Source organism: Paracoccus sp. PARArs4, assembly GCF_947311865.1.
Classification (GTDB): Bacteria; Pseudomonadota; Alphaproteobacteria; order Rhodobacterales; family Rhodobacteraceae; genus Paracoccus; species Paracoccus zeaxanthinifaciens.
On record NZ_CAMZMW010000006.1, the window covers coordinates 43,665 to 60,730 of the forward strand.

General features: G+C 68.4%; 14 protein-coding genes. 6 read left to right on the forward strand and 8 right to left on the reverse strand.

Annotated elements, in window-relative coordinates:
* Positions 1-27: 27 nt before the first annotated feature.
* From QMZ16_RS06515 to QMZ16_RS06550, 8 genes are all read right to left on the reverse strand, one after another.
* Positions 28-2,628, reverse strand: coding sequence for a nitrate reductase (locus QMZ16_RS06515; RefSeq protein WP_282602600.1), 2,601 nt, complete (start codon positions 2,626-2,628; stop codon positions 28-30).
* A complete protein-coding gene (gene nirD, locus QMZ16_RS06520) occupies positions 2,625-2,951 on the reverse strand; it encodes a nitrite reductase small subunit NirD (RefSeq protein WP_282602601.1) in 327 nt (108 codons plus the stop codon). Before nirD ends, QMZ16_RS06515 begins: the two co-directional genes overlap by 4 nt.
* The gene (gene nirB, locus QMZ16_RS06525; protein WP_282602602.1) at positions 2,948-5,383 is read right to left on the reverse strand and encodes a nitrite reductase large subunit NirB; all 2,436 of its coding nucleotides are present in this window, start codon (positions 5,381-5,383) and stop codon (positions 2,948-2,950) included. Before nirB ends, nirD begins: the two co-directional genes overlap by 4 nt.
* Positions 5,384-5,388: 5 nt before the next feature.
* Positions 5,389-7,074, reverse strand: a complete 1,686-nt coding sequence (locus tag QMZ16_RS06530; protein ID WP_282602603.1) for an ABC transporter ATP-binding protein — start codon at positions 7,072-7,074, stop codon at positions 5,389-5,391.
* Between the two features lie 10 nt (positions 7,075-7,084).
* Complete coding sequence (locus QMZ16_RS06535) at positions 7,085-8,155, reverse strand: ABC transporter permease (RefSeq protein ID WP_282602604.1); 1,071 nt, start codon at positions 8,153-8,155, stop codon at positions 7,085-7,087.
* A gap of 11 nt (positions 8,156-8,166) precedes the next feature.
* Entirely contained in the window at positions 8,167-9,522 is a 1,356-nt protein-coding gene (locus QMZ16_RS06540) for a CmpA/NrtA family ABC transporter substrate-binding protein (protein ID WP_282602605.1), read from the reverse strand.
* A 273-nt stretch (positions 9,523-9,795) separates the two neighbouring features.
* Positions 9,796-10,968 (reverse strand): ABC transporter substrate-binding protein, encoded by a 1,173-nt coding sequence (locus QMZ16_RS06545; protein ID WP_282602606.1) that lies wholly within the window; start codon positions 10,966-10,968, stop codon positions 9,796-9,798.
* Positions 10,965-11,549, reverse strand: a complete 585-nt coding sequence (locus QMZ16_RS06550; protein WP_022706106.1) for an ANTAR domain-containing protein — start codon at positions 11,547-11,549, stop codon at positions 10,965-10,967. Before QMZ16_RS06550 ends, QMZ16_RS06545 begins: the two co-directional genes overlap by 4 nt.
* 115 nt (positions 11,550-11,664) lie before the next feature.
* Here QMZ16_RS06550 and QMZ16_RS06555 point away from each other — a divergent pair, with 115 nt between their 5' ends.
* The 6 genes from QMZ16_RS06555 (at position 11,665) to QMZ16_RS06580 (ending at position 17,035) form a co-directional block, all read left to right on the forward strand.
* On the forward strand, positions 11,665-12,546 hold the full coding sequence (locus QMZ16_RS06555) for a LysR family transcriptional regulator (protein WP_282602607.1): 882 nt from the start codon (positions 11,665-11,667) through the stop codon (positions 12,544-12,546).
* Positions 12,547-12,639: 93 nt separating this feature from the next.
* A complete protein-coding gene (locus QMZ16_RS06560) occupies positions 12,640-13,455 on the forward strand; it encodes a putative hydro-lyase (protein ID WP_282602608.1) in 816 nt (271 codons plus the stop codon).
* Between the two features lie 20 nt (positions 13,456-13,475).
* Entirely contained in the window at positions 13,476-14,510 is a 1,035-nt protein-coding gene (locus QMZ16_RS06565) for a TRAP transporter substrate-binding protein (RefSeq protein ID WP_282602609.1), read from the forward strand.
* A gap of 15 nt (positions 14,511-14,525) precedes the next feature.
* On the forward strand, positions 14,526-15,071 hold the full coding sequence (locus tag QMZ16_RS06570; protein WP_090734000.1) for a TRAP transporter small permease: 546 nt from the start codon (positions 14,526-14,528) through the stop codon (positions 15,069-15,071).
* Positions 15,068-16,351, forward strand: coding sequence for a TRAP transporter large permease (locus tag QMZ16_RS06575; protein ID WP_022706111.1), 1,284 nt, complete (start codon positions 15,068-15,070; stop codon positions 16,349-16,351). Before QMZ16_RS06570 ends, QMZ16_RS06575 begins: the two co-directional genes overlap by 4 nt.
* A gap of 15 nt (positions 16,352-16,366) precedes the next feature.
* On the forward strand, positions 16,367-17,035 hold the full coding sequence (locus QMZ16_RS06580; protein WP_282602610.1) for a DUF2848 domain-containing protein: 669 nt from the start codon (positions 16,367-16,369) through the stop codon (positions 17,033-17,035).
* The last annotated feature ends 31 nt before the right edge of the window (positions 17,036-17,066 follow it).

Consider the following 17,066-nt stretch of genomic DNA (forward strand, 5'->3'; position numbering starts at 1 on the left):
GGGTGAAATGATGGTGACAGCCAGCCGTCACTCGGCCGCGCAGCGGGTCGCCTGTCGTGCCAGAAGCTGCGCGATCTCGGGGCGGCAGGACCCGCAATTCGTGCCCGCCAGCAGACATTCGCCCACCGCCTCGACCGAGGTCAGGCCGCCATCCTCGATCGCCGTGACGATGCTGTTCACGCCGACCCCGAAGCAGGAACACAGCATCGGACCCGGATCGGGACGCCCGACCGGCGGCAGCCCCGTCAGCACGTCCGTCCCGTCGCCCCCCGGCAGGCCCGCAAGATGGTCGCGCATGACCGCCACGGGCCGCCGCGCGACGAACAGCGCGCTGGCCAGCCGCCCATCGCGGAACAGCGCGATCCGCGCCGTGCCGCGCGCAGGGTCGCAGAAGCTGACGGCATCGCCCGCGGGACCGAAGATGCGGCGGGCCTCGGCCTCCCAGTCGTCGACGGGCGCGCTGCCCGCGATCTCGGCCCGGTAGCCGGCGGCGGTCCGGGCGATGGCCCAATAGGCGTGATCGGGCCGGAAGGCGCGGTCGGACACCGCGAAGCCGTACCACGCCGCGTCGAAGCGGCGCATGCCGACGACCGCGGCCTTGCTTTCGGGCTGCCCCGAGACCGGGTCCGTCACGGCGGGGATCAGCGCGTCGATCCGGGCGGATGGCGCGGTCTCGCCCGTCCAGTGGATGGGGGCGAACAGCTGGCCGGGGCGGACCGCATCGGTGATCCGCGCGCGCAGGATCGCACGGCCCGTCGGGCTGTGAAGCCGCACCAGGTCGGCATGCGCGATCCCATGCGCGGCAGCATCGGCGGGGTGGATGTCCACGAAAGGCTCGGGCAGGTGCGAGGACAGGCGCGGCGACAGCCCGCTGCGCGTCATCGTGTGCCACTGGTCGCGGATGCGCCCCGTGTTCAGCCGGAAGGGCAGATCCCCCGAGGCAGGCGCCGCCGGAGGCCGCGCCGTCACCGGCAGCATCCGCGCCTTGCCACCCGGGTGGAAGAACCGCCCGTCCGCGAAGAAGCGCCCGCCGCTGCGGCCAAGGCCGACCGGCCAGCGCTGCGGCTGCAGCGTGTCGTAATCCGCCCCGGCCAGCCCCGAGATGTCGAAATCCCGCCCGAACCCTGCGGCCACGCCCGACAGCCGCGCGTATTCGCCAAAGATCTGCGCGGGCCCCTCATGGTCGAAGCCCGCAAAGCCCATGCGGCGTGCGACCTGCGCCAGCATCCACCAGTCGGGGCGCGACTGGCCGGGCGCTGACAGAACGGCGCGCTGACGGCTGATCGTGCGGTCGGAATTGGTGACGGTGCCGTCCTTCTCGGCCCAGGCGGCGGCGGGCAGCAGGACATGCGCAAGACGCGCGGTATCGGTCGCGCCCGTCACGTCGCTGACGACCACGAAATCGCAGCCCGCGATGGCGCGGCGGACATTCTCGGCATCGGGCATGGTGGCGGCGGGGTTGGTGTGGATGATCCACAGCGCCTTGATGCGACCCTCGGCTGCGGCGCGGAACATCTCGACCGCCTTCAGGCCGGGCCTGTCGGCCATGCGGGGCGCGTCCCAGAAATCCTGCACGGCCTGCCGGTGCGCTGGATCTTCGAGGTCCAGATGGCAGGCCAGCATGTTCGCAAGGCCGCCGACCTCGCGGCCACCCATCGCGTTGGGCTGGCCCGTCACCGAGAACGGCCCCATGCCCGGCCTGCCGATCCGACCCGTCGCCAGGTGGCAGTTCAGGATCGCGTTCACCTTGTCCGCCCCCGACGAGGACTGGTTCACCCCCTGGCTGAAGATCGTCACCACGCGCGGCGTCGCGATCCACATGCGGCAGAACTCGCGCAGGGTTTCCTCGGGGATGCCGGTATCCATGCCCTCGGCGCGGGCGGCAGCGATGGCATGGTCCAGCCCCTCGACGTTCTGCGCGAAATCGGCGTCCACCGCGCCCGCATCCGCGATGGCGGCCAGCAGGCGGTTGAAGACCGCGACATCGGCCCCCGGCGACAGCGCAAGATGAAGGTCGGCCTGATCGCAGCTGGCCGTGCGGCGCGGGTCAATGACCACGATCCGCGTGCCGCGCGCCTGACGCGCCGCCAGCAGGCGCTGGTGCAGGATCGGGTGGCACCACGCGAGGTTCGACCCGACCAGCACGACAAGATCCGCCTCTTCGAGGTCGTCATAGGTGCCGGGCACCGTATCCGTCCCGAAGGCCCGCCGATGGCCCGCCACCGTCGATGCCATGCACAGCCGAGAGTTCGTGTCGATATTCGCCGACCCGATGAACCCCTTCATCAGCTTGTTCGCGACATAGTAATCCTCGGTCAGCAGCTGACCCGAGACATAGAACCCCACGCTGTCCGGCCCGTGTCGGGCGATCGTGTCGCGGAACCGGTCGGCCACCAGGTCCAGCGCGGCGTCCCAATCGGTCGGACGCCCGTCCACCAGCGGCGCGGTCAGGCGTCCCGCATGGCCGACCGTCTCGGCCAGGGCCGCGCCCTTGGAACACAGCCTGCCGCGATTGGCCGGATGGTCGGGATCGCCCCTGACCGACAGCCCGCCCGCGCCATCGGCGCGCAGCATCACCCCGCAACCCACCCCGCAATAGGGGCAGGTGGAACGCGTCTCGCCGCTCATGCGGCGGCCCTGCGCAGAAGGGTCGCGTCGATCAGGATGCGGCCCTGTTCGACCCTGACGGGATAGGTCGGGATGCTGGCATCCTCGCCCCGCGCCTGCCCGGTTTCCAGGTCGAAGACCCAGTTGTGCAGCGGGCAGGTGACGGCGCGGCCATGCACGATCCCCTCGGCCAGGGGGCCACCGCGATGGGGACAGGTGCCGCCCGTGGCGAAGACCTCGTCCCGGTCGGTGCGAAAGACCGCGACGCAGCCCAGATGGGTGCGCAGCTTGCGCGCGCCGCGCAGGGGGATGTCGTCGATGGCGCCGATATCGATCCAGCTCATTCCGCGGCCTCCAGTGTCAGGTCGGCAAGGGGGGCGTAATCCGCCGCGCGGGTGGCGGCATGTTCGGCCCAGGGGTCCTTGCGATAGATGGATTGCGACAGCTCGAACGCGTCGATCAGGCGGCGACGCTCGGCCTTGTCCTCGATCCGTTCGCGCACCCAGTCCAGCCCCACCTTCGCGATCCACTTGTAGGGGCGGTCCAGGTATTTCGCGTTCTCGCGATAGAGCTGGACGAAGGCGGTCGTCACCTCGATGGCCTCAGCCTCGGTCGCGACATCCAGCAGGCGCTCGGTCTCGCGCAGGTCCATGCCCGCGGCACCGCCGACGCCGATCTGGTAGCCGCTGTCCACGCAGACGATGCCCACATCCTTGCAGGTCGCCTCGGCGCAGTTGCGCGGGCAGCCGGAAACGCCCAGCTTGACCTTGTGCGGCGTCCACGACCCCCAGAGCAGCTTTTCCAGCCGCACGCCCAGGCCCGTGCTGTCCTGCGTGCCGAAGCGGCAGTGATCGGTGCCCACGCAGGTCTTCACCGTCCGCAACCCCTTGGAATAGGCGTGGCCGGACACCAGCCCCGCGCGGTTCAGATCGGCCCAGATCGCGGGCAGATCCTCGCCCCGGACGCCCAGCAGGTCGATGCGCTGGCCGCCGGTGACCTTGACGGTGGGGACGTTGTACTTCTCGGCGGCATCGGCGATGGCGCGCAGCTCGGTCGGGTTGGTCAGCCCGCCCCACATGCGCGGAACGACGCTGAAGGTGCCGTCCTTCTGGATGTTGGCATGCTTCCTTTCGTTGATGAAGCGGCTTTGCGGGTCGTCGCGATATTCCAGCGGCCAGTCGGCCAGCAGATAGAAGTTGATCGCGGGACGGCAGACATGGCAGCCGTTGCGGGTCTTCCAGCCCAGTTCCTGCCAGACGGCCTCTTGCGATTTCAGCGGCATGGTCTTGATCAGGCGGCGCACATCCTCGTGGGTGTGGTCGGTGCAGGCGCAGACGGGCTTGGCCACCGGCATGACGAATTCGTCGCCAAGCGTGACCTGCAGCAGCTGTTCGACCAGGCCCGTGCAGGTCCCGCAGGACGCGCTGGCCTTGGTAGTGGCGCGGATGGCGTCCAGGTCGGTCGCCCCCGCCCCGATCGCGTCGGTGATCGTGCCCTTGCAGATGCCGTTGCAGCCGCAGATCTCCGCCTCAGGCGGCAATGCTGCAACGGCTGACAGAGGGTCCGCCGAGGCACCCCCCTGATGCGCGGGGCCGAAGATCAGCGTCTCGCGCATCTCCTCGATCGGGGTGGCGTCCTTGATCAGGCCGAAGAACCAGTTGCCGTCGGCGGTGTCGCCATACATCACCGCGCCGATCAGGCGGTCGCCCTCGATCACCAGCCGCTTGTAGATGCCGCGCGCGGGGTCGCGGAAGACGATGTCCTCGCGCCCCTCGGCATCGGCGAAATCGCCCGCGCTGAACAGGTCGCAGCCGGTGACCTTCAGCTTGGTGGACAGCGATTTCTGGACGAACGCGGCATCCTCGCCCAGCAGCGTGGCGGCCAGAACCTTCGCCTGGTCATAGAGCGGCGCGACAAGGCCGAACACCGCGCCCTGGTGTTCGACGCATTCACCCACCGCGAAGATATCCGCGTCCGAGCTGCGCATCTGGTCGTCCACGTGGATGCCGCGCCCGACGGCAAGCCCCGCCTGCTGCGCCAGCGCGACATTCGGGCGGATGCCCACCGCCATGACCAGCAGGTCGCAGGGCAGATCGGTGCCATCCTCCAGCCGCAGGGCCGCGACATGGCCGTCCTTGCCGACGATCTCCTTCGAATTGGCCTGAAGTCTGACCTCGATCCCCTTGGATTCCAGCGATTTCCTCAGAAGGTATCCGGCGGCCTCGTCCAGCTGCCGCTCCATCAGGTGGCCCATGATATGGACGACGGTGACCTGCGCACCGCGCGCGGCCATGCCCGCAGCCGCCTCGAGACCCAGCAGCCCGCCCCCGATCACGACGACACGCTTGCCCGCGCCCATCGCCATCATGCGCTGCGTATCCTCGAGGTCGCGATAGGCGATGACGCCTTCCAGATCGTGACCCGGCAGCGGGATGATGAAGGGGTTCGACCCCGTACCCATGATCAGCCGGTCATAGGGCACCGCGCCGTTCTCGCCATGCACCACGCGCGCCTCGCGGTCGATGCGCAGCACCTTCTCGCCAAAGCGGGTGGCGATGCCGCGATCGGCGTACCAGGCATCGTCATGGGTGACGATATCCTCGTAGGTCTTGTCGCCCGCCAGCACCGGCGACAGCATGATGCGGTTGTAGTTCCCGCGCGGCTCGGCATTGAAGAGGGTGATCTGGAAGCGGTCCGGAGCCGCATCGGTCAGGTGTTCCAGCACCCGCCCCGAGGCCATGCCCGCGCCGATCACGACGATCTTCTGCTTGTCCATGTCCATCACTCCGCAGCGATGGCCTTGGGGTCGGTCTTCCCCTTGGCCCTGGCTTCGTTCGGCCGCGCGCCATGCTCGTATTCCTGAAGGAAATCGAGGACCTCCTGGCGGTAGGCGTAATAATCGGGATGTTCCAGCAGCGCCTTGCGGGTGCGCGGGCGCGGCAGGTCGACCTTGGTGATCTTGCCGATCGTGGCCTGCGGGCCGTTCGTCATCATCACCACGCGGTCGGCCAGCAGGATCGCCTCGTCCACGTCATGGGTCACGCAGATCGCGGTGACCTTGGTGCGGGACCAGACCTCCATCAGGACCTCCTGCAGCTCCCACCGGGTCAGGCTGTCCAGCATGCCGAAGGGTTCGTCCAGCAGCAGCAGCTTGGGCGACAGGGCGAAGGCGCGCGCGATGCCCACGCGCTGCTGCATGCCGTTCGACATCTGGGCTGCGGGACGGTCCATCGCATCGCCCAGGCCCACGCGTTCCAGATAGTATTCGACCACGTCCTGGCGCTCGGCCTGGCTGGCACGGGGATAGACCTTGTCCACGCCGACGCTGACATTCTCCTTGGCGGTCAACCAGGGGAACAGGGACGGCGACTGGAACACCACGGCCCGTTCGGGATCGGCGCCCTGAACGTGCTTGCGGTCCAGCGTGATCGCGCCCTTGCTGATCTCGTTCAGGCCCGCGGCCATCGTCAGCACGGTCGATTTCCCGCAGCCCGAATGCCCGATGAGCGAGATGAACTCTCCCCGGTCGATCTTGAGGTCGAAATCCTCGACCACGGTCAGCGGCCCCTTGGGCGTGGCATAGATCTTGTGCAGCTGCGAGAATTCCAGGAAGCGCTGATCGGCCAGCCCCGCCTGCGCATCCGCCACGGCGGTGGGCTTGCCGAAGATGGGCGTCACGTCGGGCAGCACGCGCGTGCCCTCGACCCGCGCCTCGATGCCCGCGTCCATCAGGTATCCGGTGACGGCGGCGCGCAGCTTCTTGAAACCCGCGTCGCTGTTCATCGCGCCCCGATCGCGCGGGCGGGGCAGATCGACGCGGAATTCCTGGCCCAGGGTGCCGTCGGGGTTCAGCGGCACGATGCGGTCGGCCAGCAGGATCGCCTCGTCCACGTCGTTGGTGATCAGCACGCAGGTCTTGCGGTCGGCGGCGCAAAGACGCTCGATCTCGTCGGCAAGGTTCGCACGGGTCAGCGCGTCCAGCGCCGACAGAGGCTCGTCCAGCAGCAGCATCTCGGGGTCCATCGCCAGCGCGCGGGCGACGTTCACCCGCTGGCGCATGCCGCCCGACAGTTCCGCCGGGCGCCGATGGGCGGCGTGGCCCAGCCCCACCATGCGGACATAGTGGTCCACCCGCGCGGCGCGGTCGGCACGCGACAGGTTCGGGAACATCGTGTCCACCGCCAGCGCGACGTTCCCGTTCACCGTCAGCCAGGGCATCAGCGAATAGGACTGGAAGATCACGCCGCGCTCGGGGCCGGGTTCGGTGATCGCGCTGCCCTTGAAGGTGACGCTGCCGCGGGTGGGGCGTTCCAGCCCCGCCATCAGGTTGATCAGCGTCGTCTTGCCCGTGCCCGAGAAGCCCAGGATGACCAGGAACTCTCCGGCCTCGACCTTCAGGTCCACGTCCTTCAGCACCTGCGTTTCCCCGAAGGATTTCGAGACGCCCGTGAATTCGAGTATCGTCATGACCTGTCCCTCAGCGGTTGTTGGTGAAGGTGAACAGCGACTGGATGGTGAACATCAGGCGGTCCAGCAGGAAGCCGATGATGCCGATGGTGAAGACCGCGACCATGATCTTGGCCAGCGACTGGCTGCTGCCGTTCTGGAACTCGTCCCAGACGAACTTGCCCAGGCCCGGGTTCTGGGCCAGCATCTCGGCCGCGATCAGGACCATCCACCCCACCCCGAGCGACAGGCGAAGGCCCGTGAAGATCAGCGGCAGCGCGGAGGGCAGGACCAGCCTGCGGATCTTGGTCCAGGTGCCCATCTTCAGCACCTTCGAGACGTTCACCAGGTCCTTGTCGATGCTGGCCACGCCAAGCGCGGTGTTGATCAGCGTGGGCCACAGCGAACACAGCGTCACGGTGATGGCCGACACCAGAAACGACTTCTCGAACCAGCCGTCATCGGCGGTATACAGCGCCGAGACCACGATCGACACGATCGGCAGCCATGCCAGCGGCGAGACCGGCTTGAAGATCTGGATCAGCGGGTTCAGCGCCGCGTTGGCGGTGGCCGACAGCCCCGCCGCGATCCCGAGCGGCACCGCCACGGCGGTCGCCAGAAGGAAGCCGAAGAACACCGTCGTGATCGAGGTCCAGATCTGCTGGTAATAGGTCGGCGCGCCCGTGAAATCGCGGAAGCGCGGTTCCTGCCCCGCCGCGATGCGTTCGGCGTTGCGTTCGTCCTGGCGGGCATAGAAGTCGGCGGCGCGTTCGCGCGTGCGGGCCGCGTCCTCGTTCAGGTTCACCACCTGCTCCCACACGGCGGCGGGACCGGGGATCGCCCCGAGCGATGTCTGCACCCGCGGCGCAAGCGTTCCCCACAGCAGCAGGAAGGCCATGATCGCCAGCAGCGGAACGCCCATCAGGCGCCACAGCTCGCGGCCCTGCGTGCGGGCATTGTCGCCCGCCGCGATCCGCATCATCGGCGTCAGCCAGCCCAGGCCCGCGACCTTCAGCCAGGCATCGGCCTTGTTGATGCGGGTGAAGTTCCGTTCGCGGCGTGCCTCGCGGGCGGCGTCGAAATTGGGGTCGATGGTTGTCATGATGCCCCCCCTCAGCCCGTCACTTCGCCGTCGGCGATCTTCTGTTCGCCGCCCAGCCCGATGGGGAAGCTGTCGATATAAGCGTTGGGCGTGCGCCCGTCATAGGGGATGCCGTCGATCAGCGTGTCCACGACATCCTTGAAGCCGTCGCTGTCGAAGGGGAAATCGGCCGCATCCGCCAGCCCTTCGTCCACCAGGCTCTGGGCCGCCTCCAGATAGATGTCGGGGCGGTACACGGATTTCGCGACATCGTGGTACCACTCGTCGGTCTGCGGTTCGGCGATCTGGCCCCACCGGCGCATCTGGGTCAGGTACCAGACCGCATCCGAATAGAAGGGATAGGTCGCGTTGTAGCGGAAGAAGACGTTGAAATCGGGCACGTCGCGCACGTCGCCCGGTTCGTATTCGAAGGTTCCGGTCATGGATGCGGCGATCACCTCGGCATCGGCCCCGACATATTCGGGCCAGCTGAGCATCTCGACCGCCTCCATGCGGTTGGCGTTGTCGTCGGCATCCAGCCACATCGCGGCGCGGATCAGCGCGCGGACCAGGGCGCGGGTGGTGTTGGGGTTCTGCTCGACGAATTCGGCGGTCAGGCCGAAGACCTTCTCGGGGTTGTCGGGCCAGATCTCGTAATCGGTGACGACCGCCACGCCGATGCCGCGCTGGACGGCGGCCTGGTTCCACGGCTCGCCCACGCAATAGCCGTGGATCGTCCCGGCCTCGAGCGTGGTGGGCATCTGCGGGGGCGGGGTGACCGACAGGAAGACATCGGCGTCGATCTGCCCCGACACGTCGTCGGGGCTGTAGAAGCCCGGATGCAGCCCGCCCGCCGCCAGCCAGTAGCGCAGCTCGTAGTTGTGGGTGGACACGGGGAAGACCATGCCCATGTTGAACCGCTCTCCGGCGTCGCGGAATTCCTCGACCACGGGGACCAGCGCCTCGGCGCCGATGGGGTGGACCGGGCGGCCATCGTCCATCGAGGCGACATGCGGGCGCATCTTCTCCCACACCTCGTTCGACACGGTGATGCCGTTGCCGTTCAGGTCCATCGAGAAGGGCGTGACGATATGGGCCTCGGAGCCATATCCGATGGTGGCGGCCAGCGGCTGGCCGGCCAGCATGTGCGCGCCGTCCAGCGTGCCGTCGATCACCCCGTCCAGCAGGACCTTCCAGTTGGCCTGCGCCTCGAGCGTGACGAACAGGCCCTCGTCCTCGAAGTATCCGCGTTCATAGGCGACGGCCAGCGGCGCCATGTCGGTCAGCTTGATGAAGCCGAAGGTCAGCTCGTCGATCTCGAGATCCTGTGCCGCAAGGGGGCCCGCAAGGGCGGTGCTGGCGGCGAGGCTGGCAAGAAGGCGCTTCATGGAAGATGTCTCCTGTCACTGGTGGCCCATGTCCGGGGCCGAAATGCAAAAAAGCCGCTGACGCGCCCTGCCATGCGGCAGAGGGTCGAGCGGCTGTGCTCATGGGGCCCCGACACTGGGGTTCCCGTGTGTATTTTGGGTATTGCGGACCCGAGGACGCCATTGCCCCCGTTGATCCCAGCATCCGGTGGCATCCGCCCCCGGTCAAGCGCAAGCGCCGCGATGCAGCACGATTTTCCGCCTGCGGGGCGCGATCTGCCCGCAAAACGGGCGTCAGTCGGCGTAAGGGTCGAAAATCTGACCATCGAGGAAGGCATCCGGTTGCAGGACGACCTCGCCCTCGACCGCGGGAACCTGCGTCGGGTGGTGCAGCGCGCCCTCGACCTTCTCGTTCGCGCCGGGCATGTCGGCGCCGATTCCCGCCAGCTGGCTGCGATAGATGTCGGGCCGGAAGACCTGCCCCGCGCGGTCCATCGCGGCGGCGCGGTCGCCACCCGTGCGCGCGGCAAGGCGCGATGCGATCCATTTCGCCTGGCTGGGCCAGGGAAAGCCCGTGGCGCCGGCGTGAAACTCGACAAAGCGATCGACCTGCCGTTCCTCGCCCCTGCCCGACACGACCAGACGACCTGCAAGCGCGCGGTCGATCATCTCCGGGGGCAGGTCCAGCCATGCGGGGCGCGACAGGATCTCGGACGCGGCGGTCCGCGCGGCGGGATCGGCCAGCCAGCGCGAGGCACGCCAGACCGCCCGCATCAGGCGGCCCAGAAGATGCGGCTCGGTCTCGGCCCATTCCGTGCGCACGGCCAGCACCTTCTCGGGGGCGAAGGACCAGATCGCCTTGCCCGGCAGCAGCAGCGCCCCGTATCCGGCCTCGACCGAGACCGAGCCCCATGGCTCGCCCACGCAGAAGGCGTCGATTTCCGACGCGGCAAGGGCATCGGCCATCAGCGGCGGCGGCACGGTGCGGATGGTGACGGGGATGTCGGCCAGCGGCGTGGCCGCGAACCAGCGGTGCAGCAGCTCCACATGCATGGAGAAGGGGAACGGCGCGCCGATGGTCAGCCCGTCGGGCGCGATCCGCGCCAGCGCCGCGCCCGCCGCGAAGGGATCGCGGAAATCGAACGGGTGGCCGATATCGCGCAGCGCCTGTTCCAGGCGGCGGCTGACGCCGATCACGTCGCCGTTCATCGACAGCACCATCACCGCCGACAGCGCGGTCGAGACGCCCCCCATGCCAAGCGCCATCGCCACCGGCACGGGCGACAGCAGATGGGCCGCATCGACCCGCCCGAAGGCCAGCATGTCGCGGACCGAGGACCAGGACGGCGCGGCGATCAGGTCCAGCTCCAACCCCTCGTTGCGGGCAAAGCCCATTTCCTGCGCGACGATCAGCGGGGCCGCATCGACCAGCGGCATGTAGGCGACGGGAAGGCGCAGCATCCTCATGACAGCAGCTCCGATGCGGTCACCAGCGCCTGCGCGACCTCGACGATCTTGCGGCCCTGATCCATCGCGGTGCGGCGCAGCAGGGCATAGGCCGCGTCCTCGTCGATGCGGCGGGATTTCATCAGCAGGCCCTTGGCGCGGTCGATGACCTTGCGTTCCTCCAGCGCGCGCCGTGTCTCGGCCAGCTCGGACCGCATCTGGCGCATCATCTGGAAGCGTGCGATGGCGGTGTCCATCACCGGCTTCAGCCGTTCGGGCAGCAGGCCGTCCACGACATAGGCGCTGACGCCCGCCTCGACCGCGGCGCGGGCAAGGCCGCCCGCCGCGCCCGACACGAACATCGCGACGGGACGGTCCAGCGGCCCCGAGGCCAGCGTCAGTTCCTCCAGCATGTCGCGGGTGGGGTTGTCGATGTCGATCAGCACGATGTCGGGCTGGCAGGCCGCGATCTTGCGGGCAAGGCCCGTCGCCTGTCCGATCACGTGCACCTCGTGGTCGCCCGCGTCGCGCAGGGCGTCCATGATGGCGATGGCGCGGTCGCGGTCTTCCTCGACCACGACGATGGAAAGCGGCTGGCTCATGCTGCATGAATGGTGCAGGCGCGGCACGGGGCAAAGCGATAAGGCGCGGCGGCGGGCGGATCGTTGCGCGATTGCCCGCGAAACAGGCAGCCGCCACAAGAGGGGAACAGACCGGATGTTCGGATTCCGCGATATCGACATCATCCGCGCCATCGTGCGTCATGGCGGCTTTCGCGCGGCATCGGACGCGACGGGGCTGGCGCAATCCGCGATCTCTCGTCGCGTGCGCCATCTGGAAAGCCGGATGCGCATCACCATCTTCGAACGCGACGGGCGCGGCGTGCGGCTGACTGCCCCCGGCCGCCGCCTGGTCGAAGAGGCCGAGATCCTGATCGCCCAACGCGACCGCATCCTGGAGGAACTGACCCAGGGCGACATGGCGGGCGTCGTCCGGCTGGGCGTGGCCGAGACGATGACCCACACCATCCTGCCCCGCCTGCTGACCGACCTGCGCACGCGCCACCCCCTGCTGCGGTTCGAGATCTCGGTCGACACGTCCGAGCAGATGGCCCAGATGCTGACCGAGGATCAGCTGGACGTGGCCATCCTGCTGCGCGACCAGGCCCCGCGCGGCGCGCATCTGGCGGCCCTGCCCCCCGTCAGCCTGGGCTGGTTCGCGGCGCCCGCGCATTTCGCCCTGCCCCGCCCGGCGGGCATCGACGATCTGGCCGCGAACCCCATCGTGTCCTTTCCGAAATCCACCCTGCCCCACCGGCGGGTTCTGGACCTGCTGTCGCCGGGGCGCAGGCAGGCGGTGGCGGTCCACGGATCGGCCTCGCTCGCGACGGTGCTGCACCTTGTCGGGCAGGGCTTCGGCATCGGCACGATCCCCCATGACATCGTCCGCGCCTGGCCCCATGTCGGCATCGAGGAGATCCCGACGCGCGACGACGCCCGCCTGCCCGACCTGGATTTCGCCATCTGCTTCATGCCCGAACGGAACGAGGATATCGGCCGCGAGGTGACCCGCGCCGCGCTGGATGCCGCCGCCCACTGATCGCGCTGTGCGATCATTAATGAGCATGAATGAACTATTGATAAGATATGACGGTTTGCTGAATCCTGTTGGAAACCCAGCAGGAGAACCGCAATGACCATCGCCGCACCCATTCTGCATGATCCGCGACTGCTTCGGGCGCAGATCCGCGGGGGTGGTTTCGACGGTCCCACGGCGGGGCATGGCGGCGATGCGCTGCAGGCGAACCTGGTGATCCTGCGCGGCAGCGATGCCGCCGATTTCCTGCGCTTCTGCCAGTCGAACCCGCGCCCCTGCCCGCTGCTGGCCGTGGGCGAACCGGGCGATCCCGCGCTGCCGACGCTTGGGGACGGGATCGATCTGCGCCACGACCTGCCGCGATACCGCATCTGGCGCGACGGCGAACTGGAGGCCGAGCCGACCGACATCTCCGATCTGTGGCAGGACGACATGGTGTCCTTCGCGCTTGGCTGCTCCTTTAGCTTCGAGGATGCGCTGACCCGCGCGGGCATTCCCGTCCGCCATCAGGATGCGGGCCGCAACGTGCCGATGTATCGCACCAACCTGCCGACGCGCCCCGCCGGACGCTTCGGCGGTCCGATCGTCGTCAGCATGCGCGCCATGCCCGCCGCCGACGCGATCGAGGCCGTGCAGATCTGCGCGCGGATGCCCCTGGCGCATGGTGCGCCGATCCACTTGGGCGATCCCTCGCGCATCGGGATCGCGGACATCCACGCCCCCGATTACGGCGACGCGCCCGATATCCGCGACGGCGACATCCCGGTCTTCTGGGCCTGCGGCGTCACCCCGCAGGCCGCCATCGCCAGCGCCCGCCCTGCGCTGGCGATCACGCACGCCCCCGGTCACATGCTGGTCACCGACATTCCGGCAGACCGCGCAGAGATGCGGCTGACCGGCGTCTACCTATAAGAACCAACAGGAGAGATGACATGAAACGCACCACGCTTGCCCTTCTGGCCAGCACCGCCCTGATGGCGACACCGACCCTGGCCGAGGAACTGGCCATCGTCGGCAGCTGGTCGAACCTGCCGCTGTACCAGGACTTCGAGACCCCCTTCTGGACCGAGAAACTGCCCGAGCTGACCGACGGCGAATTCACCGCGCAGCTGACCAGCTTCGACCAGATGGGCATTGCCGGATCCGACGTCTACCGGATGCTGGGCGACGGCGTTTTCGACGTGGGCGCGACGGTGGCCGATTACACCGTGGGCGATGCGCCCGAACTGGAAGGTCTGGACGTGCCGCTGGTCGCGACGACCCCCGCCCAGGCGCAGGCCATGGTCGAGGCCGCCCGCCCGATGGTCGACGACATCATGCGCGACCGCTTCGGCGCCGAGGTGCTGGCCATCGCGCCCTATCCGCCGCAGGTCGTCTTCTGCAAGGGCGAGGTCGCCTCGCTTGCCGATCTGGAGGGCAAGAAGGTGCGCGGCTCGGGCCGCATGACCACGAAATTCCTCGAGGCGCTTGGCGCCGAGGGCATCAACATCGCCTTCTCCGAGGTGCCGGGATCGCTGGAACGCGGCGTGATCGACTGCGCGGTCACGGGCGCGGGCTCGGGCTATTCCGCGGGCTGGTGGGAAGTGTCCGACACGCTGATGACCATTCCGCTTGGCGGCTGGGACGCGGTCGTGATCGCGATGAATGCCGACCGCTTCGACGGCTTCAGCGAAGCCCAGCAGGCGACGCTGAAATCCGCCGTGGCCGAAGGGCTGGAGGCCCCCGCATGGGCCGCGGCCGAGGGCGGTCTGGACAATGACATCGCCTGCCTGACCGGCACCGGCGACTGCGCCTCGGGCGAGGCGGCCTCGATGACGCTGGTCGAGCCGAGCGAGGCCGATGTCGAAACCGCGCGCGAGATCCTGACCACCGAAGTCCTGCCCGACTGGGCGGAACGCGCGGGCGGGGACTGGGCCACGCGCTGGAACGAGACCGTCGGCCAGGCCGTCGGCGTGACGATCCAGTAAGCCGGGACCACCGCCATGACAGATGCATTGCACGGCGCGCTTCGGCGCGCCAACCGTATCGTCGCGCTGATCCTCGGGGTCGCGCTGCTGCTGACCGTCGCCTTCATCCTGACAGACGTGATCCTGCGCAAATTCGGCTGGGGATCGCTTGGCGGCTCGGACGAGGTGTCGGGCTATGTCATGGCGGCCGTCGCAAGCTGGGGCCTGGCCTGCGCGCTTCTGGACCGCGCGCATGTCCGCATCGACGTGCTGCGCCAGAAGCTGGCGCAGCCCTCGCAGGCGGCGATGGACATCTTCGCCATGATCGTCACCAACGGCGTCGTGCTGCTGATCGCGTGGCATTGCTGGCCGGTGCTGCAAAAGACGCTGGAACGCGGATCGCGGGCCAACACCCCGCTGGAAACGCCGCTGTGGATCCCGCAGGGCATCTGGTTTTCCGGCTGGCTGTGGTTCGCGCTGTCGGCGACGCTGCTGTCGCTGATCGGCATCGCGCATCTGGCCAAGGGCCGTCGCGCCGAATTCGACGCCGCCATCGGCATGGGATCGGAGCTGCAGGAATGATCTGGACCGTCGCGATTTCCCTTCTGGGCCTGATGGCCCTGTCGATCCCCGTCGGCATCGTCCTGTTCATCCTGGGCATCGGCGTGGGCGAGTTCTACTCCGCCTTCCCGCTGCTGCGCGGGCTGGGACAGGTGATCTGGTCGGCGTCGAATTCCTCGACCCTGATCGCCATTCCGCTGTTCGTCCTGCTGGGCGAGATCCTGGTGCGCGGGGGCGTCGCCGAACGCACCTACGCGGCGCTGGACAAGTGGCTGTCCTGGCTGCCGGGCGGGCTGGTCCATGCCAATATCGCCACCGCGACGATGTTCTCGGCCACGTCGGGATCGTCGGTCGCGACCGCCGCGACCGTGGCCACCGTCGCAATGCCGCAGGCGGAAAAGCTGAACTACGATCCGCGCCTGTTCTCCGGCGCGATCGCTGCGGGCGGCACGCTCGGCATCCTGATCCCGCCCTCGATCAACCTGATCGTCTATGGCTTCCTGACGGAAACCTCGATCCCGCGCCTGTTCTCGGCGGGGCTGATCCCGGGGCTGCTGATGGCACTGGCCTTCATCGCCGTCACCGCCGCGATCTGCCTTGCGCGTCCGCATCTGGGCGGGCCGTCGCGCAGCTTCGGCTGGGCCGAACGCGCGAACAGCCTGATCCAGCTGGTGCCGATCATCCTGCTGTTCGCGGTGGTCATCGGCTCGATCTATGCGGGCTGGGCCACGCCCACCGAAAGCGCGGCGATCGGGGTCGTCATGGCCGGGCTGATCGCGATCTTCCTGGGCGACGGGCTGGGCCCGCGCGCGATGGCGCAGGCGCTGCACGGCACGATCCGCATTTCCGCGATGATCATGCTGGTCGTGGCGGGCGCGTCCTTCCTGAACTTCGCCATGACCTCGGCGGGGCTGGGTCGGCAGCTGACCGAGATGATCGAGGGATCGGGCCTGTCGCCCTTCGGCACGCTGCTGCTGGTCATCGCGCTGTACCTGGTGCTGGGCTTCTTCATCGAGACGCTGTCGCTGATGGTCGCGACCATCCCCATCGTCGTGCCGATCATGGCTGGTCTGGGCTATGACAAGGTCTGGTTCGGCGTCCTGATGATCGTCCTGATCGAGATGGCGCTGATCACCCCGCCCGTCGGCCTGAACCTGTTCGTGGTGCAGGGCGCGCGGAAAAGCGGCTCGATCAACGATGTCATCATGGGCGCGATCCCCTATGTGCTGGTCATGATCTGCATGATCGCGGCGCTGATCGCCCTGCCGGGGCTGGCCCTGTGGCTGCCCTCGATTCTGTAGAAAAGGACTGACTTCATGCAATTCACCGTCGACGGAACGGCGCTGGACCTGAGCCCCGCGAACCTGATCATCGCGGGCTGGACGGGCCGCAACCAGGACGCCATCCAGCACCATATCGACGAGCTGGCCGAACTGGGGGTCAAGCCGCCCTCGGCCACGCCGCTGTTCTATCGCGTGTCCGCATCGCTGCTGACCACCGCCGATGAAATCCAGGCCGTGGGCCCGGCATCCTCGGGCGAGGTCGAGCCGATGATCGTCCAAGACGGCGCCCGCCGCTGGCTGGGGCTGGGGTCGGACCATACCGACCGCGCGCTCGAGGCGCATTCGGTCGCCATGTCGAAGCAGGTCTGCGCCAAGCCCTGCGCATCGCAGCTGTGGGACTGGGACGAGATCGCCGACCGGCTCGAGGATCTGGTGCTGGAAAGCTGGATCCACGAGGGCGGCGACTGGGTCGAATACCAGAAGGGCACGGCGGCCTCGATCCGGCCGCTGGCCGACCTGATCGACGGCGCGGGGTTCGACGACCTGGCCAAGGACGGGCCGGTCGCCATGATGTGCGGCACCTTCGGCGCGATCGGCGGCGTGCGTCCGGCGGGCCGGTTCCGGATGCGCATGACCGACCCCGCGACGGGGCGCAGCATCACGCATGAATACGCCACGACCACCCTGCCCGACATCGCCTGAGCCGGAGGGCGAAACTGGCACTATAGAACCG